The 19,799-nt window shown below is 54.4% G+C and carries 17 protein-coding genes and 2 tRNA genes; 15 read left to right on the top strand and 4 right to left on the bottom strand.

Going from position 1 to position 19,799, the window contains the following annotated elements:
- Positions 1 to 161: 161 nt before the first annotated feature.
- The 6 genes from SC206_RS06645 to yjfF all read left to right on the top strand — a co-directional run bounded on the left by SC206_RS06645 (position 162) and on the right by yjfF (position 5,385).
- Positions 162 to 238 (top strand) — tRNA-Asp (locus tag SC206_RS06645).
- A gap of 54 nt (positions 239 to 292) precedes the next feature.
- Positions 293 to 368: transfer RNA gene (locus SC206_RS06640), tRNA-Trp, on the top strand.
- Between the two features lie 423 nt (positions 369 to 791).
- The gene (ytfQ, locus tag SC206_RS06635; protein ID WP_332735388.1) at positions 792 to 1,748 is read left to right on the top strand and encodes a galactofuranose ABC transporter, galactofuranose-binding protein YtfQ; all 957 of its coding nucleotides are present in this window, start codon (positions 792 to 794) and stop codon (positions 1,746 to 1,748) included.
- A gap of 114 nt (positions 1,749 to 1,862) precedes the next feature.
- Positions 1,863 to 3,368 (top strand): galactofuranose ABC transporter, ATP-binding protein YtfR, encoded by a 1,506-nt coding sequence (gene ytfR, locus SC206_RS06630; protein ID WP_332735386.1) that lies wholly within the window; start codon positions 1,863 to 1,865, stop codon positions 3,366 to 3,368.
- Positions 3,369 to 3,379: 11 nt separating this feature from the next.
- Positions 3,380 to 4,399 (top strand): galactofuranose ABC transporter, ATP-binding protein YtfT, encoded by a 1,020-nt coding sequence (gene ytfT / locus SC206_RS06625; RefSeq protein ID WP_332735384.1) that lies wholly within the window; start codon positions 3,380 to 3,382, stop codon positions 4,397 to 4,399.
- Positions 4,399 to 5,385 (top strand): galactofuranose ABC transporter, permease protein YjfF, encoded by a 987-nt coding sequence (gene yjfF, locus SC206_RS06620; RefSeq protein WP_332735382.1) that lies wholly within the window; start codon positions 4,399 to 4,401, stop codon positions 5,383 to 5,385. Before ytfT ends, yjfF begins: the two co-directional genes overlap by 1 nt.
- A gap of 17 nt (positions 5,386 to 5,402) precedes the next feature.
- Here yjfF and hdfR read toward each other — a convergent pair whose 3' ends face one another.
- Positions 5,403 to 6,230: an HTH-type transcriptional regulator HdfR gene (gene hdfR, locus SC206_RS06615; RefSeq protein WP_332735380.1), complete on the bottom strand. Its 828-nt coding sequence runs from the start codon at positions 6,228 to 6,230 to the stop codon at positions 5,403 to 5,405.
- A gap of 118 nt (positions 6,231 to 6,348) precedes the next feature.
- Between hdfR and SC206_RS06610 the strand changes: the two genes are divergently transcribed.
- Positions 6,349 to 6,687: a DUF413 domain-containing protein gene (locus SC206_RS06610; protein ID WP_332735378.1), complete on the top strand. Its 339-nt coding sequence runs from the start codon at positions 6,349 to 6,351 to the stop codon at positions 6,685 to 6,687.
- Positions 6,688 to 6,712: 25 nt separating this feature from the next.
- Here SC206_RS06610 and SC206_RS06605 read toward each other — a convergent pair whose 3' ends face one another.
- Positions 6,713 to 8,266 carry a YifB family Mg chelatase-like AAA ATPase gene (locus tag SC206_RS06605; protein WP_332735376.1) on the bottom strand — a complete coding sequence of 518 codons (1,554 nt, stop codon included), beginning with the start codon at positions 8,264 to 8,266 and terminating at the stop codon, positions 6,713 to 6,715.
- Between the two features lie 343 nt (positions 8,267 to 8,609).
- Here SC206_RS06605 and SC206_RS06600 point away from each other — a divergent pair, with 343 nt between their 5' ends.
- The 7 genes from SC206_RS06600 to ilvA all read left to right on the top strand — a co-directional run bounded on the left by SC206_RS06600 (position 8,610) and on the right by ilvA (position 16,632).
- The gene (locus SC206_RS06600) at positions 8,610 to 9,848 is read left to right on the top strand and encodes an MFS transporter (RefSeq protein WP_332735375.1); all 1,239 of its coding nucleotides are present in this window, start codon (positions 8,610 to 8,612) and stop codon (positions 9,846 to 9,848) included.
- Between the two features lie 132 nt (positions 9,849 to 9,980).
- Positions 9,981 to 10,082 carry an ilv operon leader peptide gene (ilvL, locus tag SC206_RS06595; protein ID WP_072045129.1) on the top strand — a complete coding sequence of 34 codons (102 nt, stop codon included), beginning with the start codon at positions 9,981 to 9,983 and terminating at the stop codon, positions 10,080 to 10,082.
- 147 nt (positions 10,083 to 10,229) lie between these two features.
- Positions 10,230 to 11,876, top strand: coding sequence for an acetolactate synthase 2 catalytic subunit (ilvG, locus tag SC206_RS06590; RefSeq protein WP_332735373.1), 1,647 nt, complete (start codon positions 10,230 to 10,232; stop codon positions 11,874 to 11,876).
- Positions 11,873 to 12,148, top strand: coding sequence for an acetolactate synthase 2 small subunit (gene ilvM, locus SC206_RS06585; protein WP_332735371.1), 276 nt, complete (start codon positions 11,873 to 11,875; stop codon positions 12,146 to 12,148). Before ilvG ends, ilvM begins: the two co-directional genes overlap by 4 nt.
- 23 nt (positions 12,149 to 12,171) lie before the next feature.
- Positions 12,172 to 13,104 (top strand): branched-chain amino acid transaminase, encoded by a 933-nt coding sequence (locus tag SC206_RS06580; protein ID WP_332735369.1) that lies wholly within the window; start codon positions 12,172 to 12,174, stop codon positions 13,102 to 13,104.
- 127 nt (positions 13,105 to 13,231) lie between these two features.
- Complete coding sequence (gene ilvD / locus SC206_RS06575; RefSeq protein ID WP_332735367.1) at positions 13,232 to 15,082, top strand: dihydroxy-acid dehydratase; 1,851 nt, start codon at positions 13,232 to 13,234, stop codon at positions 15,080 to 15,082.
- A gap of 5 nt (positions 15,083 to 15,087) precedes the next feature.
- Positions 15,088 to 16,632 (top strand): threonine ammonia-lyase, biosynthetic, encoded by a 1,545-nt coding sequence (gene ilvA, locus SC206_RS06570; protein WP_332735365.1) that lies wholly within the window; start codon positions 15,088 to 15,090, stop codon positions 16,630 to 16,632.
- A gap of 89 nt (positions 16,633 to 16,721) precedes the next feature.
- Here the strand turns inward: ilvA and ilvY are convergent, their stop codons facing one another.
- A complete protein-coding gene (gene ilvY, locus SC206_RS06565; protein WP_332735363.1) occupies positions 16,722 to 17,621 on the bottom strand; it encodes an HTH-type transcriptional activator IlvY in 900 nt (299 codons plus the stop codon).
- Positions 17,622 to 17,803: 182 nt separating this feature from the next.
- Between ilvY and ilvC the strand changes: the two genes are divergently transcribed.
- Complete coding sequence (gene ilvC, locus SC206_RS06560) at positions 17,804 to 19,279, top strand: ketol-acid reductoisomerase (protein WP_332735361.1); 1,476 nt, start codon at positions 17,804 to 17,806, stop codon at positions 19,277 to 19,279.
- A 94-nt stretch (positions 19,280 to 19,373) separates the two neighbouring features.
- Here the strand turns inward: ilvC and ppiC are convergent, their stop codons facing one another.
- Positions 19,374 to 19,655 carry a peptidylprolyl isomerase PpiC gene (gene ppiC, locus SC206_RS06555; protein WP_332735359.1) on the bottom strand — a complete coding sequence of 94 codons (282 nt, stop codon included), beginning with the start codon at positions 19,653 to 19,655 and terminating at the stop codon, positions 19,374 to 19,376.
- Positions 19,656 to 19,799 lie beyond the last annotated feature (144 nt).

Here is a 19,799-nt window from a genome sequence, read left to right as displayed (position 1 = left end):
CAGAAGTGAAACGCCGTAGCGCCGATGGTAGTGTGGGGTCTCCCCATGCGAGAGTAGGGAACTGCCAGGCATCAAATTAGTCTTCCTTTCCCTTGACACGGAAAAACAGCGAAGACAAGCTGACAGCAGACCGATAGTCTGGTGTGAGTGAAAGAACCGGTGGAGCGGTAGTTCAGTTGGTTAGAATACCTGCCTGTCACGCAGGGGGTCGCGGGTTCGAGCCCCGTCCGTTCCGCCACTAATTAAATATTATGCCTGCTAAAATTTAGCAGGCATAATAATAAGCAGATTTAGGGGCGTAGCTCAGTTGGTAGAGCACCGGTCTCCAAAACCGGGTGTCGCGAGTTCGAATCTCTCCGCCCCTGCCATATTAAGAACCCTTCGTGAAAACGAAGGGTTTTTTTTCGTCTGTTGTGAGCCAAATTGTAGGCCAAAGGGCTTTTGTCCGCTCAATATTGCTTCGAAGTGGCTAATAATCCTGCTATGAATTGCTGGAAAATCCCTATAATTTTTCGTTTTTACAGATCGTAAATCCGTATCGCTCTAATCTCCTTCCTTTATTTCTCCATTTTCATGCCTTATTTGCTGTCGTTTTTTAGCTGAATACATGCACGAATCGATTGTTAATCAGCTATGTGACCGTGCTCAAGATACCGTTTTTGCAATGGGCTAAAACTAAGTGTGCCTGGTGAAGCTTTGCTCACCTGTAAAACGCGGTTTTAGTATCTCTCTATGCCGGACCCTACAAGACTCAATAGAAAGTAGCTCAGACTACGCATGAGGAAATAACAATGTATAAACGTTTAATCTTGGCAGCAGCAGTGGCAACGGCATTTTGTGGAGCCGTACAGGCAGCGCCGTTAGTCGTCGGTTTTTCTCAAATAGGTTCTGAATCAGGTTGGCGTTCTGCCGAAACCAAGGTCTCCAAACTCGAAGCACAAAAACGTGGGATCACCCTGAAAATTGCTGATGCTCAGCAAAAACAGGAGAACCAAATCAAAGCCATACGATCCTTTATCGCGCAGGGTGTTGATGCCATTTTCATCGCGCCAGTGGTCGCCACTGGCTGGGCGCCCGTTCTGACGGAAGCCAAAGAAGCCAAAATCCCCGTATTCCTGTTAGACCGTACTATTGAAGTAAGCGATCCTTCGCTTTATACCGCCGCCGTCGCGTCTGATAGCGTGCATGAAGGCAAGGTCGCGGGCGACTGGCTAGTCAAAGAGGTAGCCGGAAAACCGTGTAACGTCGTCGAACTTCAGGGAACTGTCGGCGCCAGCGTCGCTTTGAACCGTAAAAAAGGGTTTGCCGATGCGCTAACGTCTGCCTCAAATGTCAAAATTATTCGTTCTCAATCTGGCGACTTTACGCGTAGTAAAGGCAAAGAGGTCATGGAGAGCTTCATTAAGGCTGAGCAAAACGGCAAAAATATCTGCGCCGTATATGCACACAACGACGATATGGCGATCGGTGCTATTCAAGCCATTAAAGAGGCTGGGCTGAAGCCTGGATCGCAAATCAAGGTAGTTTCCATTGATGGCGTGCCCGACATTTATAAAGCCATGCTAAACGGCGAAGCCAATGCCTCCGTTGAGCTGACGCCTAACATGGCCGGCCCCGCGCTTGATGCGTTGATCAAAATGAAGAAAGACGGCACGCAGCCGCCAAAATTTATCCAGACCGCATCTACTCTCGTACTGCCTGACATGGCGCAGAAAGAGTACGACATGAAAAAAGACATGGGCTACTAAGCGCATTGACCGGCTCGGGCATGATGCGAGCCGGTTTTGTCATCCCATTTTGCACAGGCAATGTTTTTGCAAAAAAATGTTCGTGGTGCGGATGCAGTCGGGGTAAAGAATTAGATGGATAATCTTCAATCAGCAGCCTTACTTGAAGTACGCGGCCTGTCCGTTGAATTTCCGGGCGTTAAGGCCTTGGAACGGGTTGATTTAACACTTCATCAGGGTGAAATTGTTGCCCTGCTCGGAGAAAACGGCGCAGGGAAATCGACATTAATCAAAGCGCTGACGGGGGTTTATCAGCGCTCCGAAGGCACGGTTTTCCTTAACGGTGAACCCATAGAAGCCAAGAGCACCGCACACGCGCAGGCGTTAGGCATTGGTACGGTTTATCAGGAAGTGAACCTGCTGCCCAATATCTCAGTTGCCGCCAATCTGTTTATTGGTCGCGAGCCGACACGTTTTGGGTTGGTTAATCAGCGAAAAATGGAGCAGCAGGCGCAAGCCTTGCTCGCAGGCTACGGTTTGACGCTCGACGTTAGCCAGCCGCTTTCAACTTACTCCATCGCCATCCAGCAAATCGTCGCCATTGCCCGCGCCGTTGACCTTTCCGCACAGGTTCTCATTCTCGACGAACCCACCGCCAGCCTCGATGCCAAAGAGGTCAGCATGCTGCTGGATATTCTTGTTCAACTCAAAGCCAGCGGCATGGGGATGATCTTTGTCACCCATTTTCTCGATCAGGTTTATCGCATCAGCGATCGTATCACCGTGTTTCGCAACGGCAAGCTGGTCGGGAGTTCTCCTACCAAAGACCTGCCGCGCATCGATTTAGTGCCGATGATGCTGGGTCACAGTTTTGACGAGGCATTATTAAAACGTGGCGAGCATCGCGCGGTAACTGGCGATCCGCTGGTCGATTTCAAAAATTATGGTCGTCGCGGATTAGTTGAGAATTTCGACCTCAACGTTAAGTGCGGTGAAATTGTTGGCTTGGCTGGTTTGCTGGGGTCGGGACGTACAGAGACGGCGCAGCTTATTTTCGGCATCAAAGGTCACGATACCGGCACGGCAACGGTCGAGGGTAAAGAAGTCAAAATCAGTAATCCACGTAAGGCGGCGCATCTCGGATTTGGCTACTGTCCCGAAGACCGGAAAACCGACGGTATTATTGGCGCGGCAACGGTGCGAGAGAATATTATTTTGGCGCTTCAGGCCCAGCGTGGCTGGCTGCGTCCGTTGTCGATGAAAGAGCAAAACCAGATAGCCGACAAATTTATCAAGCTACTTGGGATCCGCACCCCGAACGCCGAGCAGGAGATTCAGTATCTGTCGGGCGGCAATCAGCAAAAGGTTCTGCTGTCGCGCTGGCTGGCGACGAATCCACGTTTTCTTATTCTTGATGAACCCACTCGCGGCATCGACGTCGGCGCGCACGCTGAAATTATCCGTCTCATCGAAAAACTCTGTGATGAAGGCCTGGCTTTGCTGGTTATCTCCTCCGAGCTGGAAGAGCTGGCCGGTTACGCCGACCGAATTGTGGTGCTGCGCGACAGAAAACACATCACGCAAATCGAGCAGGACCAGATTTCTGTTCCGGCGATCATGACTGCGATTGCGGTCCAATAAGGGGGATGTCCATGTCAAACAGGAGTCTGCCGATGACAGGAAGGCCGCGCAAAGTCCGTTGGGTATTTCCCAAGGGGTCCACACAGGTTGGGGCGTTTCTGGCGATTTTGGTGATTGATAGCCTAGTCGCACCCGGTTTTTTCAACATTCATCTTCAGGATGGCCGACTGTTCGGCAGCCTGGTCGATATTTTCAATCGCGGCGCGCCCGTCGCGATTTTGGCCCTGGGTATGACGCTGGTGATCGCCACGGGCGGTATTGATCTCTCCGTCGGCGCCGTCATGGCGATTGCCGGAGCGACTGCCGCTACCATGACCGTCAACGGTTATCCGTTAGCCACCGTGCTGTTGGCGGCTGTCGCTGTCGGCGCCGTCTGTGGTCTGTGGAACGGTTTTCTGGTCGCCGTTTTGCAAATACAACCGATTGTCGCGACGCTGATGTTGATGGTTGCCGGACGCGGTATCGCCCAGCTGATCACCGAAGGGCAGATTGTCACCTTCGAGCACAACGGGCTGTCGCAGTTTGGCAGCGGCTCGCTGTTGACGCTGCCGATGCCGATTATTATTGCTGCCGTCATGCTGCTTCTGCTGTGGCTGTTAACGCGTAAAACCGCGTTGGGCCTGTTTGTCGAATCGGTGGGCATTAACGTTCGTTCATCCTACAACGCGGGTGTTAACGCACGTCTGGTGCTGATTTCGGTCTATATCATCTGCGGAATTTGCGCCGCCGTGGCGGGCGTTATTGTCACTGCCGACATTCGCGGCGCAGATGCCAACAATGCCGGGTTATGGCTTGAGCTTGACGCCATTCTCGCCGTGGTTATTGGCGGTGGTTCACTGCTCGGCGGACGTTTTAACCTGCTGCTGTCGCTGATTGGTGCGTTGATTATTCAGGGGATGAATACCGGCATTCTGCTGTCGGGTTTCAAACCGGAATTCAATCTGGTGCTTAAAGCCGTTGTCGTGTTGGCGGTGCTCGTCGTGCAATCACCGCGCGTTTCCCTCGGCACTCTGTTTCGGAGAAAAGAATAATGCTAAAACGCAATCTCCCGCTGCTGATCACCATTCTGGTTTTTTTTGCCGGCTATGGTTACTGCTTTAGCCAATTCCCGGGCTTTGCTTCGACGCGCGTCTTGTGCGATCTGCTGACTGATAACGCCTTCCTCGGCATTGTCGCGGTCGGCATGACTTTTGTGATTCTGTCGGGCGGCATCGACCTTTCTGTCGGCTCGGTGATTGCCTTTACCGGACTGGCGTTGGCTAAGCTCATTGGCGTTTATGGCGTGCCGCCTTTCTACGCTTTTGGCATCGTGTTGGTCATGGGCGCGCTGTTTGGCGGCTTTATGGGCTGGATTATCGATACCCTCAAACTGCCTGCTTTTATCATCACGCTGGCCGGCATGTTTTTTGTTCGAGGCATGAGCTTTATCGTTTCCGAAGAGTCGTTGCCCATCAATCATCCGCTTTATACCACGCTGGCCAATTTCGCCTGGAAAGTGCCGGGAGGCGGGCGTTTTACGCTGCTGGCGCTGGTGATGCTTTGCGTCGTGCTGGTCGGCATGGTGCTGGCGCACAGAACGAAATTTGGTAATAACGTCTATGCAATTGGCGGCAACATTACCTCGGCGGGTTTGATGGGCGTGCCCGTCAGAAAAACCACCATCTCGATTTATATGCTTTCCACGACGCTTGCCGTGCTGTCAGGCATTGTCTTTTCACTCTACACTTCAGCCGGTTACGCCTTGGCGGCCAGCGGCGTGGAGCTGGATGCCATCGCGGCCGTGGTCATCGGCGGAACGCTGCTGAGCGGCGGCGTAGGCACCGTGTTAGGCAGCCTGTTTGGCGTGATGATTCAGGGGCTGATTCAGACCTACATCACCTTTGACGGTACGCTAAGCTCGTGGTGGACCAAAATCGTGATGGGCATTTTACTGTTTATTTTCATCGCGCTGCAGAAAGGCCTCGGCTCATACTGGACCACTCGACGAGCCCGCCATCCGCAACTAAAAACCACGTAACGCGCGGTGAAAATGCGTTAAATGTCCGTTTCCAGCGGCGTTTTAAGCAACTGCTTGATTAACACCTGCTGGTCACTGTTTTGCAGCCACACGGCGTAAAGCGGCCTGATGACGGGCGGCACATCCGAATAAATCGACAGTTCCGGATAGTCTTTCTCCCAGTGACTTGGGAGGAAGGCGCAACCGCCCGTCGTTTCCAGCAGCTGGCGCGTTAAATGGGCCGAGGTGGTGGTCAACACGGGTTCCTGATCGCTGGCCTGCATACGACTTTCCTGCTGCGGGAAATCCGCGCCCCATTCCAGCCTGATGTAAGCACTCTGAGCCGATTTATCCTGCTTTTGCGAACAATAAAGGCGTAACGAAAAATTACCCAGCAGCTGACTCGACAACTCGTCCATCTTCGGCGGCTCGGTAGTAATCAGTAAATCGAGCTGCCTTTCGTGCAACTGTTTGACCAGCGAGTGGCGTAGCGCCACGCGCGCTTCGAGTCGCAAAGCTTCGCGCTGCTGGTAAAGCGTCTGTAGCCAGGGCGTCAGATAAGACTCCCAAAGCGACGCCGTCGCGCCAATCGACAATTCTGAGTGCTGCAGTGAACGCACAACCTCTTTTTTCGCAATTTGCCACGTCGACATCAGGTTTTCTGCATAGGGCAGCAGACGCTCTCCAGCAGGCGTCAGACGGATGTTATTTCTATGACGCGTAAACAAATTTGCGCCCAGTTGGGTCTCCAACTGACGGATGCGAAAGCTCACTGCGGACTGCGTCAAATAGAGAGATTCAGCCGCCCGACCAAAGTGACGAGTTCTACTGACCTCCAAAAAGGTTTTCAGTAATTCCGTGTCCACTACCATCTCCAAAATTTTTTGTCGTTAAGATTTAAATGTTTTGTTTTACAGATTGTCAAGCCTATCTAATACTCCGCGCCATAACAGCACGACCATGAGAGAATTAGGAGCGTGTCAGATGGCGGAAAGCTTCACCACGACAAATCGTTTTTTTGACAATAAACATTACCCTCGCGGGTTTTCCCGGCATGGCGACTTCACCATTAAAGAAGCGCAATTGCTGGAACGTCACGGCTTTGCCTTCAACGAGCTGGATCTGGGAAAACGCGAACCGGTAACCGAAGAAGAAAAGCTGTTTCTGGAAGTCTGCCGCGGTAACCGCGAGCCGGTAACCGACGCTGAAAAAGTGTGGAATAAGTACATCATCCGCACCCGTCGTCCGAAGAAATTCCATACGTTGTCAGGCGGTAAACCGCAGGCTGACGCGGTGGAAGATTACACCGACAGCGACGATTAACAAAACGGGGCTAGTCCCCGTTTTTTTATGCCAAATTTTTGTGTAGCGTTAACAATAGCCGATCCATACAGCGATAGCTTAATGCTTCACATAATTGCGCTTTTCCGATGTCGGCCTGTCCGTCCAGATCGGCCAGCGTTCTGGCAACTTTAAGTATCCGATGCCAGGCTCTTACCGACAATCCCAGCTTTTGTAACACACTTTCCAGAAACTCCGCATCCCCTCGCGTCAATTTGCAGAACAGTTGCACTTCAAGGCTGCTTAAATGTGCGTTTAATTTCCCTGAACGCGTAAGTTGAACCTCTCTTGCGGCGATCACCCGCGCTTTGACCTGCTCGCTTTTTTCCGGCTGTTTCGGCAGTAATTGCTGATGCTGCTGGCTCAACAGTCCGGGGGGTAACAGTGGAACCTCAAGAGAAAGATCGAAACGGTCGAGAAACGGGCCGGAGAGGCGGCTAAGATAGCGCAAAATCTGCTGCGGCGGCGTGCGATTGTGCGGCCCTTGATAATGGCCGGTCGGACTCGGATTCATCGCCGCAATCAGCTGCATTCGCGCCGGAAAATCGACCTTGGCGCGGGTGCGCGAAATCGTTATCTCTCCTGATTCCATCGGCTGTCGCAGAGCATCCAGCACTTTACGCTCGAATTCGGGCAGCTCATCCAGAAACAGCACGCCGTTATGCGCCAATGAAATTTCACCCGGACGCGGGATTGATCCCCCGCCGACCAGCGCGTTGAGCGAAATACTGTGGTGCGGCGCGCGAAAAGGGCGCAGGCGCGAATAGGCCGAATGCGTATCTGACTGCCCTTGAGGCGAATACACCAAACTCACTATCGCGGCGGTTTCCAAAGCTTCCTGCTGGGTCAGCGGCGGTAAAATGCCGGGCAATCGGCTGGCAAGCATGGTTTTCCCTGTGCCGGGCGGCCCCAGTAATAACAGGTTATGTCCGCCCGCCGCCGCCACTTCCAGCGCGCGTTTAGATTGCTCCTGACCAATAATTTCACAGAGATCGCCGACCTGCGCTTCGGGAAGGTCGGCGAGATCGCGTTCAACCTCTTTTAACTCGCCCGCGCCCTGCAAAAAAGCGCAGACCTCAAGCAGGTGATCGGCAACCCACACCGTGTCTTTTTCCAGCAACGCCATTTCACGCTGATTATCCATAGGCAACACTAATCGTCGTCCCTCTTTTTGCGCCGCCATCGCCGCAGGGATCGCGCCATTAACGCCGCGTAACGCACCAGAAAGGCTTAATTCGCCAATGAACTCGTATTCCCCTAGCCGATCGGTATTAAGTTGCTCAGAGGCCGCGAGAATCGCCAACGCGATGGGCAAATCATAACGGCCACCTTCTTTGGGCAAATCTGCGGGCGCGAGATTGACCGTAATGCGCTTGGGCGGAAAAGTGAAGCCGCAGTTTATCAACGCGCTACGAACGCGATCTCGTGCCTCTTTGACCGTGGTTTCCGGCAGGCCCACCAGCGTCAGCGCGGGCAGCCCGTTGCTAATGTGTACTTCTATGGAGACGCGGGGCGCGACTACGCCTAACGACGCTCGAGTATTGACGACCGACAGCGACATGCAGCCTTCCCGTTTTGCAGCAAATAGCATCAGGAGGGCAGTATGCTCGCGGGCAAAATTTCTCCCCAGCGGCAAAAAGCTTTCTTCCGCGAAATGCCGCAAACATTTTCTGCAACGTACGGGGGCTTGCAGAACCTTGGGAACTCTATCGGAAATTCATCTCCTCAAAATCAATGAAATAAAAATTCACACTTCGCCTTTTTTGGATACAAATTAGCCCGCTAATAATCTTGCTGCTCATAGAAGCCATGTGTATTAATTAGACAGAGTAATTAACAAAAAATATACAAAACATCTTTTCTGTCGTCGCTGTATCCCTACCTCTTTCTAGAAGGTGTATCCCATGTTTGGTTGGACCTCCCGGCAACGTAATGTCGCCATCGCCAGTTTCCTGAGTTGGACGCTGGACGCCTTTGATTTTTTCCTGCTGGTGTTTCTGCTCAGTGATATCGCAACCTCGTATCAGGTTGATATCAAAGACGTTACCCTCGCGATTTTACTGACATTGGCCGTGAGGCCCATCGGCGCGCTGCTGTTTGGTCGCGCGGCGGAAAAGTACGGACGCAAGCCCGTATTAATGGTCAATATCCTGTTCTTTTCCTTCTTCGAATTGTGTACCGCCGCCGCGCCTTCGCTGACCGTTTTCCTGATCCTCAGGGTGATTTATGGCGTGGCGATGGGCGGTGTTTGGGGCGTGGCGTCTTCACTGGCGATGGAAACTATTCCCGATCGTTCGCGTGGCCTGATGTCCGGCATTTTTCAGGCGGGTTATCCGTTTGGTTATCTGCTGGCGGGCGTGGTTTACGGGCTGCTTTATAGCGTGGTGGGCTGGCGCGGCATGTTCGTGATCGGTGCCGTGCCTATCTTCCTGCTGCCGTTTATCTACTACAAAGTGCAGGAGTCGCCGGTCTGGCTAGCGGCGCGCGAACGTAAAGAGAGCACCGCGCTGTTGCCGGTGCTGAAAACCCATTGGAAGCTGTGCGTTTATCTAGTGCTGTTGATGGCGGCGTTCAACTTTTTCAGTCACGGCACGCAGGATCTCTACCCGACGTTTCTTAAAGTCCAGCACGGCTTTGACGCCCACACCGTCAGCATTATCGCCATCTGCTACAACATCGCCTCGATTATTGGCGGCGTCACGTTTGGCACACTTTCAGAAAAAATTGGCCGCAAAAAAGCCATTATTATCGCCGCGCTGCTTTCGCTTCCGGTGCTGCCATTGTGGGCCTTTGCGGGCGGATCCTGGACCCTCGGCCTTGGCGCTTTCCTGATGCAATTCATGGTGCAGGGCGCGTGGGGCGTGATCCCGACTTATCTCACCGAGCTGGTTCCGGCCGGTACGCGCGCCGTGCTGCCCGGTTTTGTCTATCAACTGGGTAATCTTATTGCGTCGGTGAATGCCACGCTGCAAGCTTATATCGCCGAAAGTCACGGCCATAATTATGGATTGGCGATGGCAATGGTCGCCGGAACCGTGGCGATTATCATTTCCGTGCTGGTGTTCTTCGGAAGGGATACGCAGGGCAAGGCGATAAATTCAGCATCAAATGTCAATCACGCCGAGCGCGGCCCGAGCACCTGAAAAGCCTGAGGTTTTCATGATTTTTGAGGCGAAAAGGTAAAATGATAACGCAAGAAAAGTGTTGTCATTCGATAGCTAACTGTGATAACTCTGTAGGCAATCGTTCGAAAGAAGAATTTAAGAAACCTAAAAATGAAAGCCCTTCTCCAAGTACTCAGCCTAGTCGTGATTAGCGTGGTGGTGATTATTATCCCACCGTGCGGGGCTGCACTTGGACGAAGAAAGGCTTACTAAACAAGCCTGAACCTGAAAAGAACCCCCGCACCGAAAGGTCCGGGGGTTTTTTTTTGTACAGGGTATTTTCTAGCGGAATGAGGCGGGAGAAATTATGAACAACAGCATAAAATTCTGCGCTGGTAGCCAAAAGGCAGGAGAATAGAGATGAATGGAGCACAGTGGGTAGTACAAGCTTTGCGTTCGCATGGGGTAGATAAGGTGTTTGGCTATCCTGGCGGAGCGATTATGCCGGTATACGATGCACTCTATGACGGCGGCGTCGAACACCTACTGTGCCGCCACGAGCAGGGCGCGGCGATGGCAGCTATCGGTTATGCACGTTCCACCGGCAAAGTTGGCGTCTGTATCGCGACTTCCGGTCCGGGCGCAACCAACCTGATAACCGGCCTCGCCGACGCGCTGATGGACTCTGTTCCCGTTATCGCGATCACCGGTCAGGTCGGCTCTGCGTTCATCGGCACCGACGCCTTCCAGGAAATCGACGTTTTAGGCCTGTCTCTCTCCTGCACCAAACACAGTTTTCTGGTTGAATCGCTGGACGCGCTGCCGGAAATCATGGCCGAAGCCTTTGCTATCGCCACCAGCGGTCGCCCGGGTCCGGTTCTGATCGACATCCCGAAAGACATTCAGCTGGCGGCCGCCGATTTGGTTCCGCACCTGATGCCGGTCGAGCAGGAGATGCCGCATCCGACGGCAGATCTGGCGCAAGCCTATGAAATGATTGCCAAGGCGCAAAAGCCCGTTCTCTATGTTGGCGGCGGCGTTGGCATGGCGGGCGCGGTTCCGGCGCTGCGGGCGTTTATTCGCGCCACGGGAATTCCGTGCGTTGCTACACTTAAGGGATTGGGCGCGCCTGATGCCAACGACCCGTGTTATCTGGGCATGTTGGGCATGCACGGCACCAAGGCCGCTAATCTGGCTGTTCAGACCTGTGACCTGCTGATTGCCGTCGGCGCGCGTTTCGATGACCGCGTAACCGGCAAGCTCAACACCTTCGCGCCACACGCCAGCGTTATCCACATGGATATCGACCCGGCCGAATTAAACAAATTGCGTCAGGCGCACGTTGCGTTGCAGGGTTCGTTGACTGCCATGCTACCCGCGCTGCAACAGCCATTATCCATTAACGCCTGGCGCGACGACGTCATGACGTTGAAAGCAGCAGGCGAGTGGCGTTACGACCACCCCGGCGAAGCTATCTACGCGCCCCTGCTGCTGAAACAAATTTCCGATCGCATGGACGCCAACACCGTGGTGACAACCGACGTGGGCCAGCATCAAATGTGGACCGCGCAGCACATGACGTTCTCGCGTCCCGAGAATTTCATCACCTCCAGCGGACTCGGCACCATGGGCTTTGGCGTGCCGGCCGCCGTGGGTGCGCAGGTTGCTCGCCCCGATGACATGGTTATCTGCGTTTCCGGTGACGGCTCGTTCATGATGAACGTGCAGGAGCTGGGCACCATCAAGCGAAAACAGCTGCCGTTGAAAATCCTCTTGCTGGATAACCAGCGACTGGGAATGGTTCGACAGTGGCAGGAGCTGTTTTTCGATGGGCGCTACAGTGAAACCAACCTCTCGGATAACCCCGATTTTGTGATGCTGGCCAAGGCGTTTGATATTCCTGGCCAACGTATCAGTCGTAAAGATCAAGTCGACGCTGCTCTGGACGCTTTCTTCACTAGCAAAGGCCCTTATCTGCTTCAGGTCTCCATCGACGAAAACCAGAATGTCTGGCCACTGGTGCCACCGGGCGCAGGCAACGAAACTATGTTGGAGAAAATGTCATGATGCAGCACAACCTCTCGATTCAGGCCCGTTTCCGTCCAGAAGTTCTGGAGCGCGTCCTGCGCGTTGTTCGCCACCGTGGATTCCAGGTCTGCGCCATGAACATGCGCTCCATGGTGGGCGACGAGCAAATCAATATCGAGCTGACCGTTGCCAGCCAGCGGCCGGTCGATTTACTGTCAGTACAGTTAAGCAAACTCATGGATGTCGGCAGCGTCGAAGTCCAGCAGCACACCTCACAATCGACTACTCAACAAATCTGCGCCAACGCGTAAGTTAAAGTTTAAGGAAGAGAAGAATGTCTACGAAGAAAGCTGATTTTATCTGGTTCAACGGCGAGATGGTTAAGTGGGAAGACGCGAAGGTCAGCGTAATGTCTCACGCACTGCACTACGGTACTTCAGTATTTGAAGGCGTGCGCTGCTATGACTCGCACAAGGGCCCGGTCGTTTTCCGCCATCGTGAGCATATGCAACGTCTACGCGACTCTGCAAAAATCTATCGCTTCCCGGTAAAACAGTCTGTTGAAGAGTTGATGGAAGCGTGCCGCGACGTGCTGCGCAAAAACAATCTGAAAAGTGCCTATATTCGTCCGCTGGTCTTTGTTGGCGACGTAGGTTTGGGCGTTAACCCGCCAGACGGTTATGAAACCGACGTGATCATTGCGGCGTTCCCTTGGGGTGCTTATCTGGGCGCCGAAGCACTGGAAAACGGTATCGATGCAATGGTCTCTTCCTGGAATCGCGTCGCAGCCAACACTATTCCAACGGCGGCAAAAGCCGGCGGTAACTACCTTTCTTCCCTGCTGGTGGGCAGCGAAGCCCGTCGTCACGGCTATCAGGAAGGGATCGCGCTGGACGTCAACGGTTACGTTTCCGAAGGCGCAGGCGAAAACCTGTTCGAAGTGAAAGATGGCATTCTGTTTACGCCGCCATTTACCTCTTCCGCGCTGCCGGGCATCACCCGTGACGCCATCATCAAGCTGGCGAAAGACCTGGGTATCGAAGTACGTGAGCAGGTATTGTCGCGTGAATCGCTGTATCTGGCCGACGAAGTCTTCATGTCCGGCACCGCAGCAGAAATCACGCCGGTGCGCAGCGTAGACGGCATTCAGGTAGGCGAAGGCAAGCGCGGTCCAGTGACCCAGAAGATTCAGAGCGCCTTCTTCGGCCTGTTCACCGGCGAAACCGAAGACAAATATGGTTGGTTAGACCCAGTAAACCCAGAATAACAACACCCGTCATCTTTCACGTTGCAGATGCGTTGGCTTCCTGCACCATGAAATCTACAGGGTGAAAAAATTAAGTGGGCGGCGGTTTCGCCGTCCACAAACAAGCATTAATTGGAGTGAATAGAGCATGCCTAAGTACCGTTCCGCTACCACGACTCAGGGCCGCAACATGGCCGGCGCCCGCGCATTATGGCGCGCCACCGGAATGACCGACGATGATTTCAACAAGCCAATCATCGCCGTCGTCAACTCCTTCACCCAGTTTGTGCCGGGTCACGTTCACCTGCGCGACATGGGCAAACTGGTTGCCGAGCAAATCGAAGCCTGCGGCGGTGTGGCGAAAGAGTTCAACACCATCGCCGTCGATGACGGAATTGCCATGGGCCATGGCGGCATGCTGTATTCACTGCCTTCGCGCGAACTGATCGCCGACTCGGTGGAGTACATGGTCAACGCACACTGCGCCGACGCCATGGTGTGTATCTCCAACTGCGACAAAATCACCCCGGGAATGTTGATGGCCTCTCTGCGCCTGAACATTCCGGTGATTTTCGTTTCCGGCGGTCCGATGGAAGCCGGTAAAACCAAGCTTTCCGATAAAATCATCAAGCTGGACTTGGTCGACGCCATGATTCAGGGCGCCAACCCGAAAGTCAGCGACGCCGACAGCGAGCAGATCGAACGTTCTGCCTGTCCGACCTGCGGATCCTGTTCCGGGATGTTTACCGCCAACTCGATGAACTGTCTGACCGAAGTGCTGGGCCTCTCCCAGCCGGGCAACGGCTCGCTGCTGGCGACTCACGCCGACCGTAAAGAGCTGTTCCTTTCCGCCGGTACGCGCATCGTGAGTTTGGCCAAACGTTACTACGAGCAGGATGACGAAAGCGTCTTGCCGCGCAGCATCGCCAACAAAGCCGCATTCGAAAACGCCATGACGCTGGATATCGCGATGGGCGGCTCGACCAACACTATTTTGCACCTGCTGGCCGCCGCGCAGGAAGGCGAAGTCGATTTCAACATGACCGACATCGACGCGCTCTCCCGCAAGGTTCCGCACCTGTGTAAAGTTGCGCCGAGCACGCCGAAATATCACATGGAAGACGTTCACCGCGCGGGCGGCGTGTGGGGCATTCTGGGTGAGCTCGACCGCGCAGGCCTGATGAACCGCGACGTGAGCAACGTGCTGGAGATGAAATTCCCGGAAACGCTGCAAAAGTACGACATCATGCTGACCGAAGACGAAAGCATCAAAAAAATGTTCCGCGCAGGCCCGGCCGGTATTCGTACCACCAAGGCATTTTCTCAGGATTGCCGTTGGGACACGCTGGACGATGACCGCGCCGAAGGCTGTATCCGTTCTCTCGACCACGCATTCAGCACCGAAGGCGGTTTGGCCGTGCTGTACGGCAACATGGCGATTGACGGCAGCATCGTGAAAACCGCCGGCGTTGACAAAGACAACCTGGTATTCCGCGGTCCGGCCAAAGTTTACGAAAGTCAGGACGCTGCGGTTGAAGCTATTCTGGGCGGCAAAGTGGTCTCTGGCGACGTCGTTGTGATTCGCTACGAAGGGCCAAAAGGCGGGCCGGGCATGCAGGAAATGCTCTATCCGACCACTTATTTGAAGTCGATGGGTCTGGGCAAAGAGTGTGCGCTGATCACCGATGGCCGTTTCTCCGGCGGCACGTCAGGTCTGTCGATCGGCCACGTTTCTCCGGAAGCGGGCAGCGGCGGTTTGATTGCATTAATCGAAGACGGCGACATGATTGCCATCGACATCCCGAACCGCAGCATGGAGCTGGAAGTCGAAGACAGCGAGCTGGCGCACCGTCGTGAAACCGAGCTGGCGCGTGGCGACAAGGCGTGGACGCCGAAAAACCGTATCCGTCAGGTTTCCTACGCGCTGCGTGCCTACGCTTTACTGGCAACCAGCGCCGACAAAGGTGCCATTCGCGACAAGAGTAAGCTGGGAGGCTAACTGTTATGGCGGTATCACAACCTTTGCCCGACCAGCCGTGCGGCGCGGAATATCTGCGCGCCGTGCTGCGAGCGCCCGTTTACGAGGTGGCGCAGGTTACCCCGTTACAGGTCATGGAAAAAATCTCGGGCCGACTGGAAAACGTCATTCTGGTTAAACGAGAAGACCGTCAGCCGGTGCACAGCTTCAAGCTGCGCGGGGCGTATGCAATGATTGCCGGATTGACCGAAGAGCAGGCGGCGCGCGGCGTGGTGACGGCTTCTGCCGGAAATCACGCGCAGGGCGTTGCGCTGTCGGCGACGCGAAAAGGGATTAAAGCGCTGATTGTGATGCCGGTCGCGACCGCCGATATCAAAGTCGACGCCGTGCGTAATTTCGGCGGCGAAGTGCTGCTGCACGGCGCTAATTTTGATGAGGCGAAAGCGCGGGCGATTGAACTGTCGCAGACGCAGGGCATGACCTTTGTGCCGCCTTTCGACCATCCGGCGGTGATCGCCGGACAGGGCACGCTGGCGATGGAGCTGTTGCAGCAGGATGCGCATCTCGATCGTATTTTCGTGCCGGTGGGCGGCGGTGGATTAGCCGCGGGCGTGGCGGTGCTTATCAAACAGCTGATGCCGCAAATCAAGGTGATTGGCGTCGAAGCCGAAGATTCTGCCTGCCTGCGTGCCGCGCTGGACGCCGGTGAGCCGGTGGATCTGGCGCGCGTCGGGCTGTTTGCCGAAGGCGTGGCGGTTAAGCGCATCGGTAACGAAACCTTCCGTCTTTGCCGCGAATATCTCGATGACGTCATTACCGTCGACAGCGACGCTATCTGTGCGGCGGTGAAAGACATTTTCGAAGACGTGCGCGCTATCGCCGAACCTTCGGGCGCGTTGGCGCTGGCCGGTTTAAAGAAGTATGTTCAGGAGCACAACATTCAGGGCGAGCGTTTAGCGCACGTGCTGTCGGGTGCGAACGTCAACTTCCACGGTTTACGTTACGTTTCAGAGCGTTGCGAGTTGGGCGAACAGCGTGAAGCGCTGCTGGCGGTGACAATTCCCGAGCGTAAAGGCAGCTTCCTGAAATTCTGCCAGCTGCTCGGCGGCCGTTCGGTGACCGAATTCAACTATCGTTACGCCGATGCCGATAACGCCTGCATTTTCGTTGGCGTGCGTTTGACGCGTGGTCACGCCGAGCGCAAAGAGATTATCGATTTGCTCAGCGAGGGCGGCTATCAGGTGGTGGATTTATCCGACGACGAGATGGCGAAGCTTCACGTGCGTTACATGGTCGGCGGGCGTCCAAGCAAGCCGCTGCATGAGCGTCTGTACAGCTTTGAATTCCCGGAATCGCCGGGCGCGCTGCTGAAGTTCCTGCACACGCTGGGTACGCACTGGAATATTTCGCTGTTCCACTATCGCAGCCACGGCACCGATTTCGGTCGCGTGCTGGCGGCTTTCGAATTGACCGAGCTTGAACCCGAGTTCGAAAAGAATCTGTCGGCGTTGGGTTACGATTGTCATAACGAATCCGATAACCCCGCCTTCCGTTTCTTCCTGCAAGGCTAAGCTTTCGAATACAGGGTTAGCCTTTCACATGAAAAGCTAACCCTTCAAACGCGCGATCCCGCCGATCATTTCACGCGGGGTCGATCGTTTTATCCCGCCGTTCTCTGCAACAACAATTGCCAAAATGCCTCAATCAGCGGTTCGTTAAGCCTTTTGCGCTGCACGCACACGCCGAGCGGCAAAGGCACGCCAACCGTCACGTTATCCAGCACCGAAATACGGTCGCGGATCAGTTCAGGGCTGTTCTCCAGCACCACGCCCGGGATCAGCGCCACGCCACAGCCCAGCGCCACCATCGACACAATCGCCTCGTGCCCTGAAACCGTGGCATAAATCAGCGGATTATTGAGCCGATGATGACGGAACCAGCCGTCGATGCGCTTACGGGCCGGGCCGTGTTCCGGAATGATAAACGGAATCTCCGACCAGTCCGGCGAGGGTTGCAGCACCTGCGTGCGCACCGCGCAGGGCAGCGACGGCAGAATCAGCACCATTGAAATCTCGCCAATCGGCGTAAAGTCTATACTTGTTGGCAGCGTTTCTGGATAACCGGCAATGCCGAGATCCGCCTCGGTTGACTGCACTTTTGCGACCGCGTCGGCGGCGTCGCCGGTGGTCAATTTAATTTCGACCAGCGGATGCTGCGCGCGAAAACGGTCAAGAATAGGCGGCAGATGACTGTAAGCCGCGGTAACCGAACAGAATAATCGCAGCTCGCCGGAAAGCGTCGGGCCGTTTTGCCCCATCGCGTGGCGCAGCTGCTGGTATTGCAGCAGCGTTTGCTGGGCAAAATCCTTGAGCTGCTGGCCCGCCTGCGTCAGCTGCACGGTGCGATTATCACGTTGAAACAGCGCCTGCCCGAGCTCTTCCTCAAGGCGCTGGATCTGCCGTGAAAGCGTTGACGGGCTGACGTGCATCGCCTTGGCCGAACGACCGAAATGGCGGCTTTCGGCCAGATTTAAAAACAGTTTCAGATCGCGTAGGTCCATAAGATTTTCCGGCTAAGTCATACATTGGCTGGGGATTTATCGACGTTGCATAAACTGCAATATCATCTTCTTAATATATCAATTTAAGCAATGAAGCTCTTGTCATATAGTGTTTAAACCAACTCGAAGTATCGGGTTAAACAAATTCTGAAGTACCCAACAACCGCGAACGGAGTTTTATCATGGCTAACTATTTCAACACCTTGAACCTGCGTCAGCAGCTGGCGCAATTAGGCAAGTGCCGCTTTATGGCTCGCGATGAATTCGCCGATGAAGCCAGCTTCCTAAAAGGTAAAAAAGTGGTGATCGTTGGTTGTGGCGCGCAGGGCCTGAATCAGGGTCTGAACATGCGTGACTCCGGTCTGGACGTTTCTTACACCCTGCGTGCAGAAGCGATTGCCGAGAAGCGTGCTTCATGGCGCAAGGCGACCGAAAACGGCTTTAAAGTCGGCACCTACGAAGAACTGATCCCGCAGGCCGATCTGGTCATCAACCTGACGCCAGACAAGCAGCACAGCGCGGTAGTAAAAGCGGTTCAGCCTCTGATGAAAGATGGCGCAACGCTGGGTTACTCTCACGGTTTCAACATCGTTGAAGTCGGCGAGCAGATTCGTAAAGACATCACCGTTGTCATGGTTGCGCCAAAATGTCCGGGCACCGAAGTCCGTGAAGAGTACAAACGCGGTTTCGGCGTGCCGACCCTGATTGCGGTTCACCCTGAAAACGATCCGAAAGGCGAAGGCATGGCGATTGCCAAGGCCTGGGCTGCGGCCACCGGCGGCCACCGTGCGGGCGTGCTGGAATCCTCTTTCGTTGCGGAAGTGAAATCTGACCTGATGGGCGAGCAGACTATTCTGTGCGGCATGCTGCAAGCTGGTTCTCTGTTGTGCTTCGACAAGCTGGTATCAGAAGGTGTTGACGCGGCTTACGCAGAAAAACTGCAGCAGTTCGGCTGGGAAACCATCACCGAAGCGCTGAAGCAGGGCGGGATTACGCTGATGATGGATCGCCTGTCGAACCCGGCGAAACTGCGTGCCTTCGCGCTGTCCGAGCAGCTGAAAGAGATCATGGCGCCGCTGTTCCAGAAACACATGGATGACATCATCTCCGGCGAATTCTCTGGCGGCATGATGGCTGACTGGGCGGCAGACGACGTTAAACTGCTGACCTGGCGTGAAGAGACGGGCGCAACTGCATTCGAAAATGCACCACAGTTTGAAGGTAAAATCTCCGAGCAGGAGTACTTCGACCACGGCGTACTGATGATTGCGATGGTGAAAGCAGGCGTTGAGCTGGCATTCGAAACGATGGTCGCTTCCGGCATCATCGAAGAGTCCGCTTACTACGAATCACTGCACGAGCTGCCGCTGATCGCCAACACCATTGCCCGTAAGCGTCTGTATGAAATGAACGTGGTTATCTCTGATACCGCAGAATACGGTAACTATCTGTTTGCCAACGCGGCTGTGCCACTGCTGAAAGAGTTCATGACCACGCTGCAAGCGGGCGATTTGGGCAAATCTGTGGCGGCGACTGAAGTCGATAACGCCCAGCTGCGCGACGTGAACGAAGCTATTCGTGCCCACGCTATCGAAGCGGTAGGCCAGAAACTGCGCGGCTACATGACTGACATGAAACGCATCGCGGTTGCCAGCTAATAAAAAAGTCTTACCTGTAACATCCTACAAAACAAAAAAGCACCGCTTCGGCGGTGCTTTTCTTTGCTTTCGATTCGACAATTAAAAAGCGTGATTAGTTACGGTACAACACTTTGATCAGGTGGTAACCGAACTGGGTTTTCACCGGGCCAAGCGGCTTCAGCAGCTCGCCGCTGAACACGACTTTATCAAACGCTGGCACCATGTCGCCTTTACGGAATTCGCCGAGCGAACCGCCGTCACGCTTGGACGGACAGGTTGAATGCTTGCGCGCCAATTCCTGAAAATCCGCGCCTTTTTCGAGCTGGGCCAGCAGTTCATTGGCTTTGCTTTCGTCAGCCACCAGAATGTGTAATGCAGAAGCGGTATTCGCCATAATAGTAGGACCTTTAGATAAGATTAATCAAAAACTGCTCAGGCGCGTAATGTAACATCTGCAACAACAGAAGTGGACTGCGCGATGCCTCCCAAGCTCCGAACTTGATCATTTTGACTCTCATTTCCGGCGGAAGTTTCTGCT

The organism is Rouxiella sp. T17 (genome assembly GCF_036663475.1).
In the GTDB taxonomy this organism is placed as follows: Bacteria; Pseudomonadota; Gammaproteobacteria; order Enterobacterales; family Enterobacteriaceae; genus Rouxiella.
Note: the sequence above shows the minus strand (reverse complement) of the source record. Positions and strands in the feature narration are given on the sequence as shown.

Bases quoted from the DNA above. Each gene is read 5' to 3' on its own strand.
- ytfQ (WP_332735388.1), top strand. From the start codon at position 792: ATGTATAAACGTTTAATCTTGGCAGCAGCAGTGGCAACGGCATTTTGT.
- ytfR (WP_332735386.1), top strand. From the start codon at position 1,863: ATGGATAATCTTCAATCAGCAGCCTTACTTGAAGTACGCGGCCTGTCC.
- ytfT (WP_332735384.1), top strand. From the start codon at position 3,380: ATGTCAAACAGGAGTCTGCCGATGACAGGAAGGCCGCGCAAAGTCCGT.
- yjfF (WP_332735382.1), top strand. From the start codon at position 4,399: ATGCTAAAACGCAATCTCCCGCTGCTGATCACCATTCTGGTTTTTTTT.
- SC206_RS06610 (WP_332735378.1), top strand. From the start codon at position 6,349: ATGGCGGAAAGCTTCACCACGACAAATCGTTTTTTTGACAATAAACAT.
- SC206_RS06605 (WP_332735376.1), bottom strand. From the start codon at position 8,266: ATGTCGCTGTCGGTCGTCAATACTCGAGCGTCGTTAGGCGTAGTCGCG.
- SC206_RS06600 (WP_332735375.1), top strand. From the start codon at position 8,610: ATGTTTGGTTGGACCTCCCGGCAACGTAATGTCGCCATCGCCAGTTTC.
- ilvL (WP_072045129.1), top strand. From the start codon at position 9,981: ATGAAAGCCCTTCTCCAAGTACTCAGCCTAGTCGTGATTAGCGTGGTG.
- ilvG (WP_332735373.1), top strand. From the start codon at position 10,230: ATGAATGGAGCACAGTGGGTAGTACAAGCTTTGCGTTCGCATGGGGTA.
- ilvM (WP_332735371.1), top strand. From the start codon at position 11,873: ATGATGCAGCACAACCTCTCGATTCAGGCCCGTTTCCGTCCAGAAGTT.
- SC206_RS06580 (WP_332735369.1), top strand. From the start codon at position 12,172: ATGTCTACGAAGAAAGCTGATTTTATCTGGTTCAACGGCGAGATGGTT.
- ilvD (WP_332735367.1), top strand. From the start codon at position 13,232: ATGCCTAAGTACCGTTCCGCTACCACGACTCAGGGCCGCAACATGGCC.
- ilvA (WP_332735365.1), top strand. From the start codon at position 15,088: ATGGCGGTATCACAACCTTTGCCCGACCAGCCGTGCGGCGCGGAATAT.
- ilvY (WP_332735363.1), bottom strand. From the start codon at position 17,621: ATGGACCTACGCGATCTGAAACTGTTTTTAAATCTGGCCGAAAGCCGC.
- ilvC (WP_332735361.1), top strand. From the start codon at position 17,804: ATGGCTAACTATTTCAACACCTTGAACCTGCGTCAGCAGCTGGCGCAA.
- ppiC (WP_332735359.1), bottom strand. From the start codon at position 19,655: ATGGCGAATACCGCTTCTGCATTACACATTCTGGTGGCTGACGAAAGC.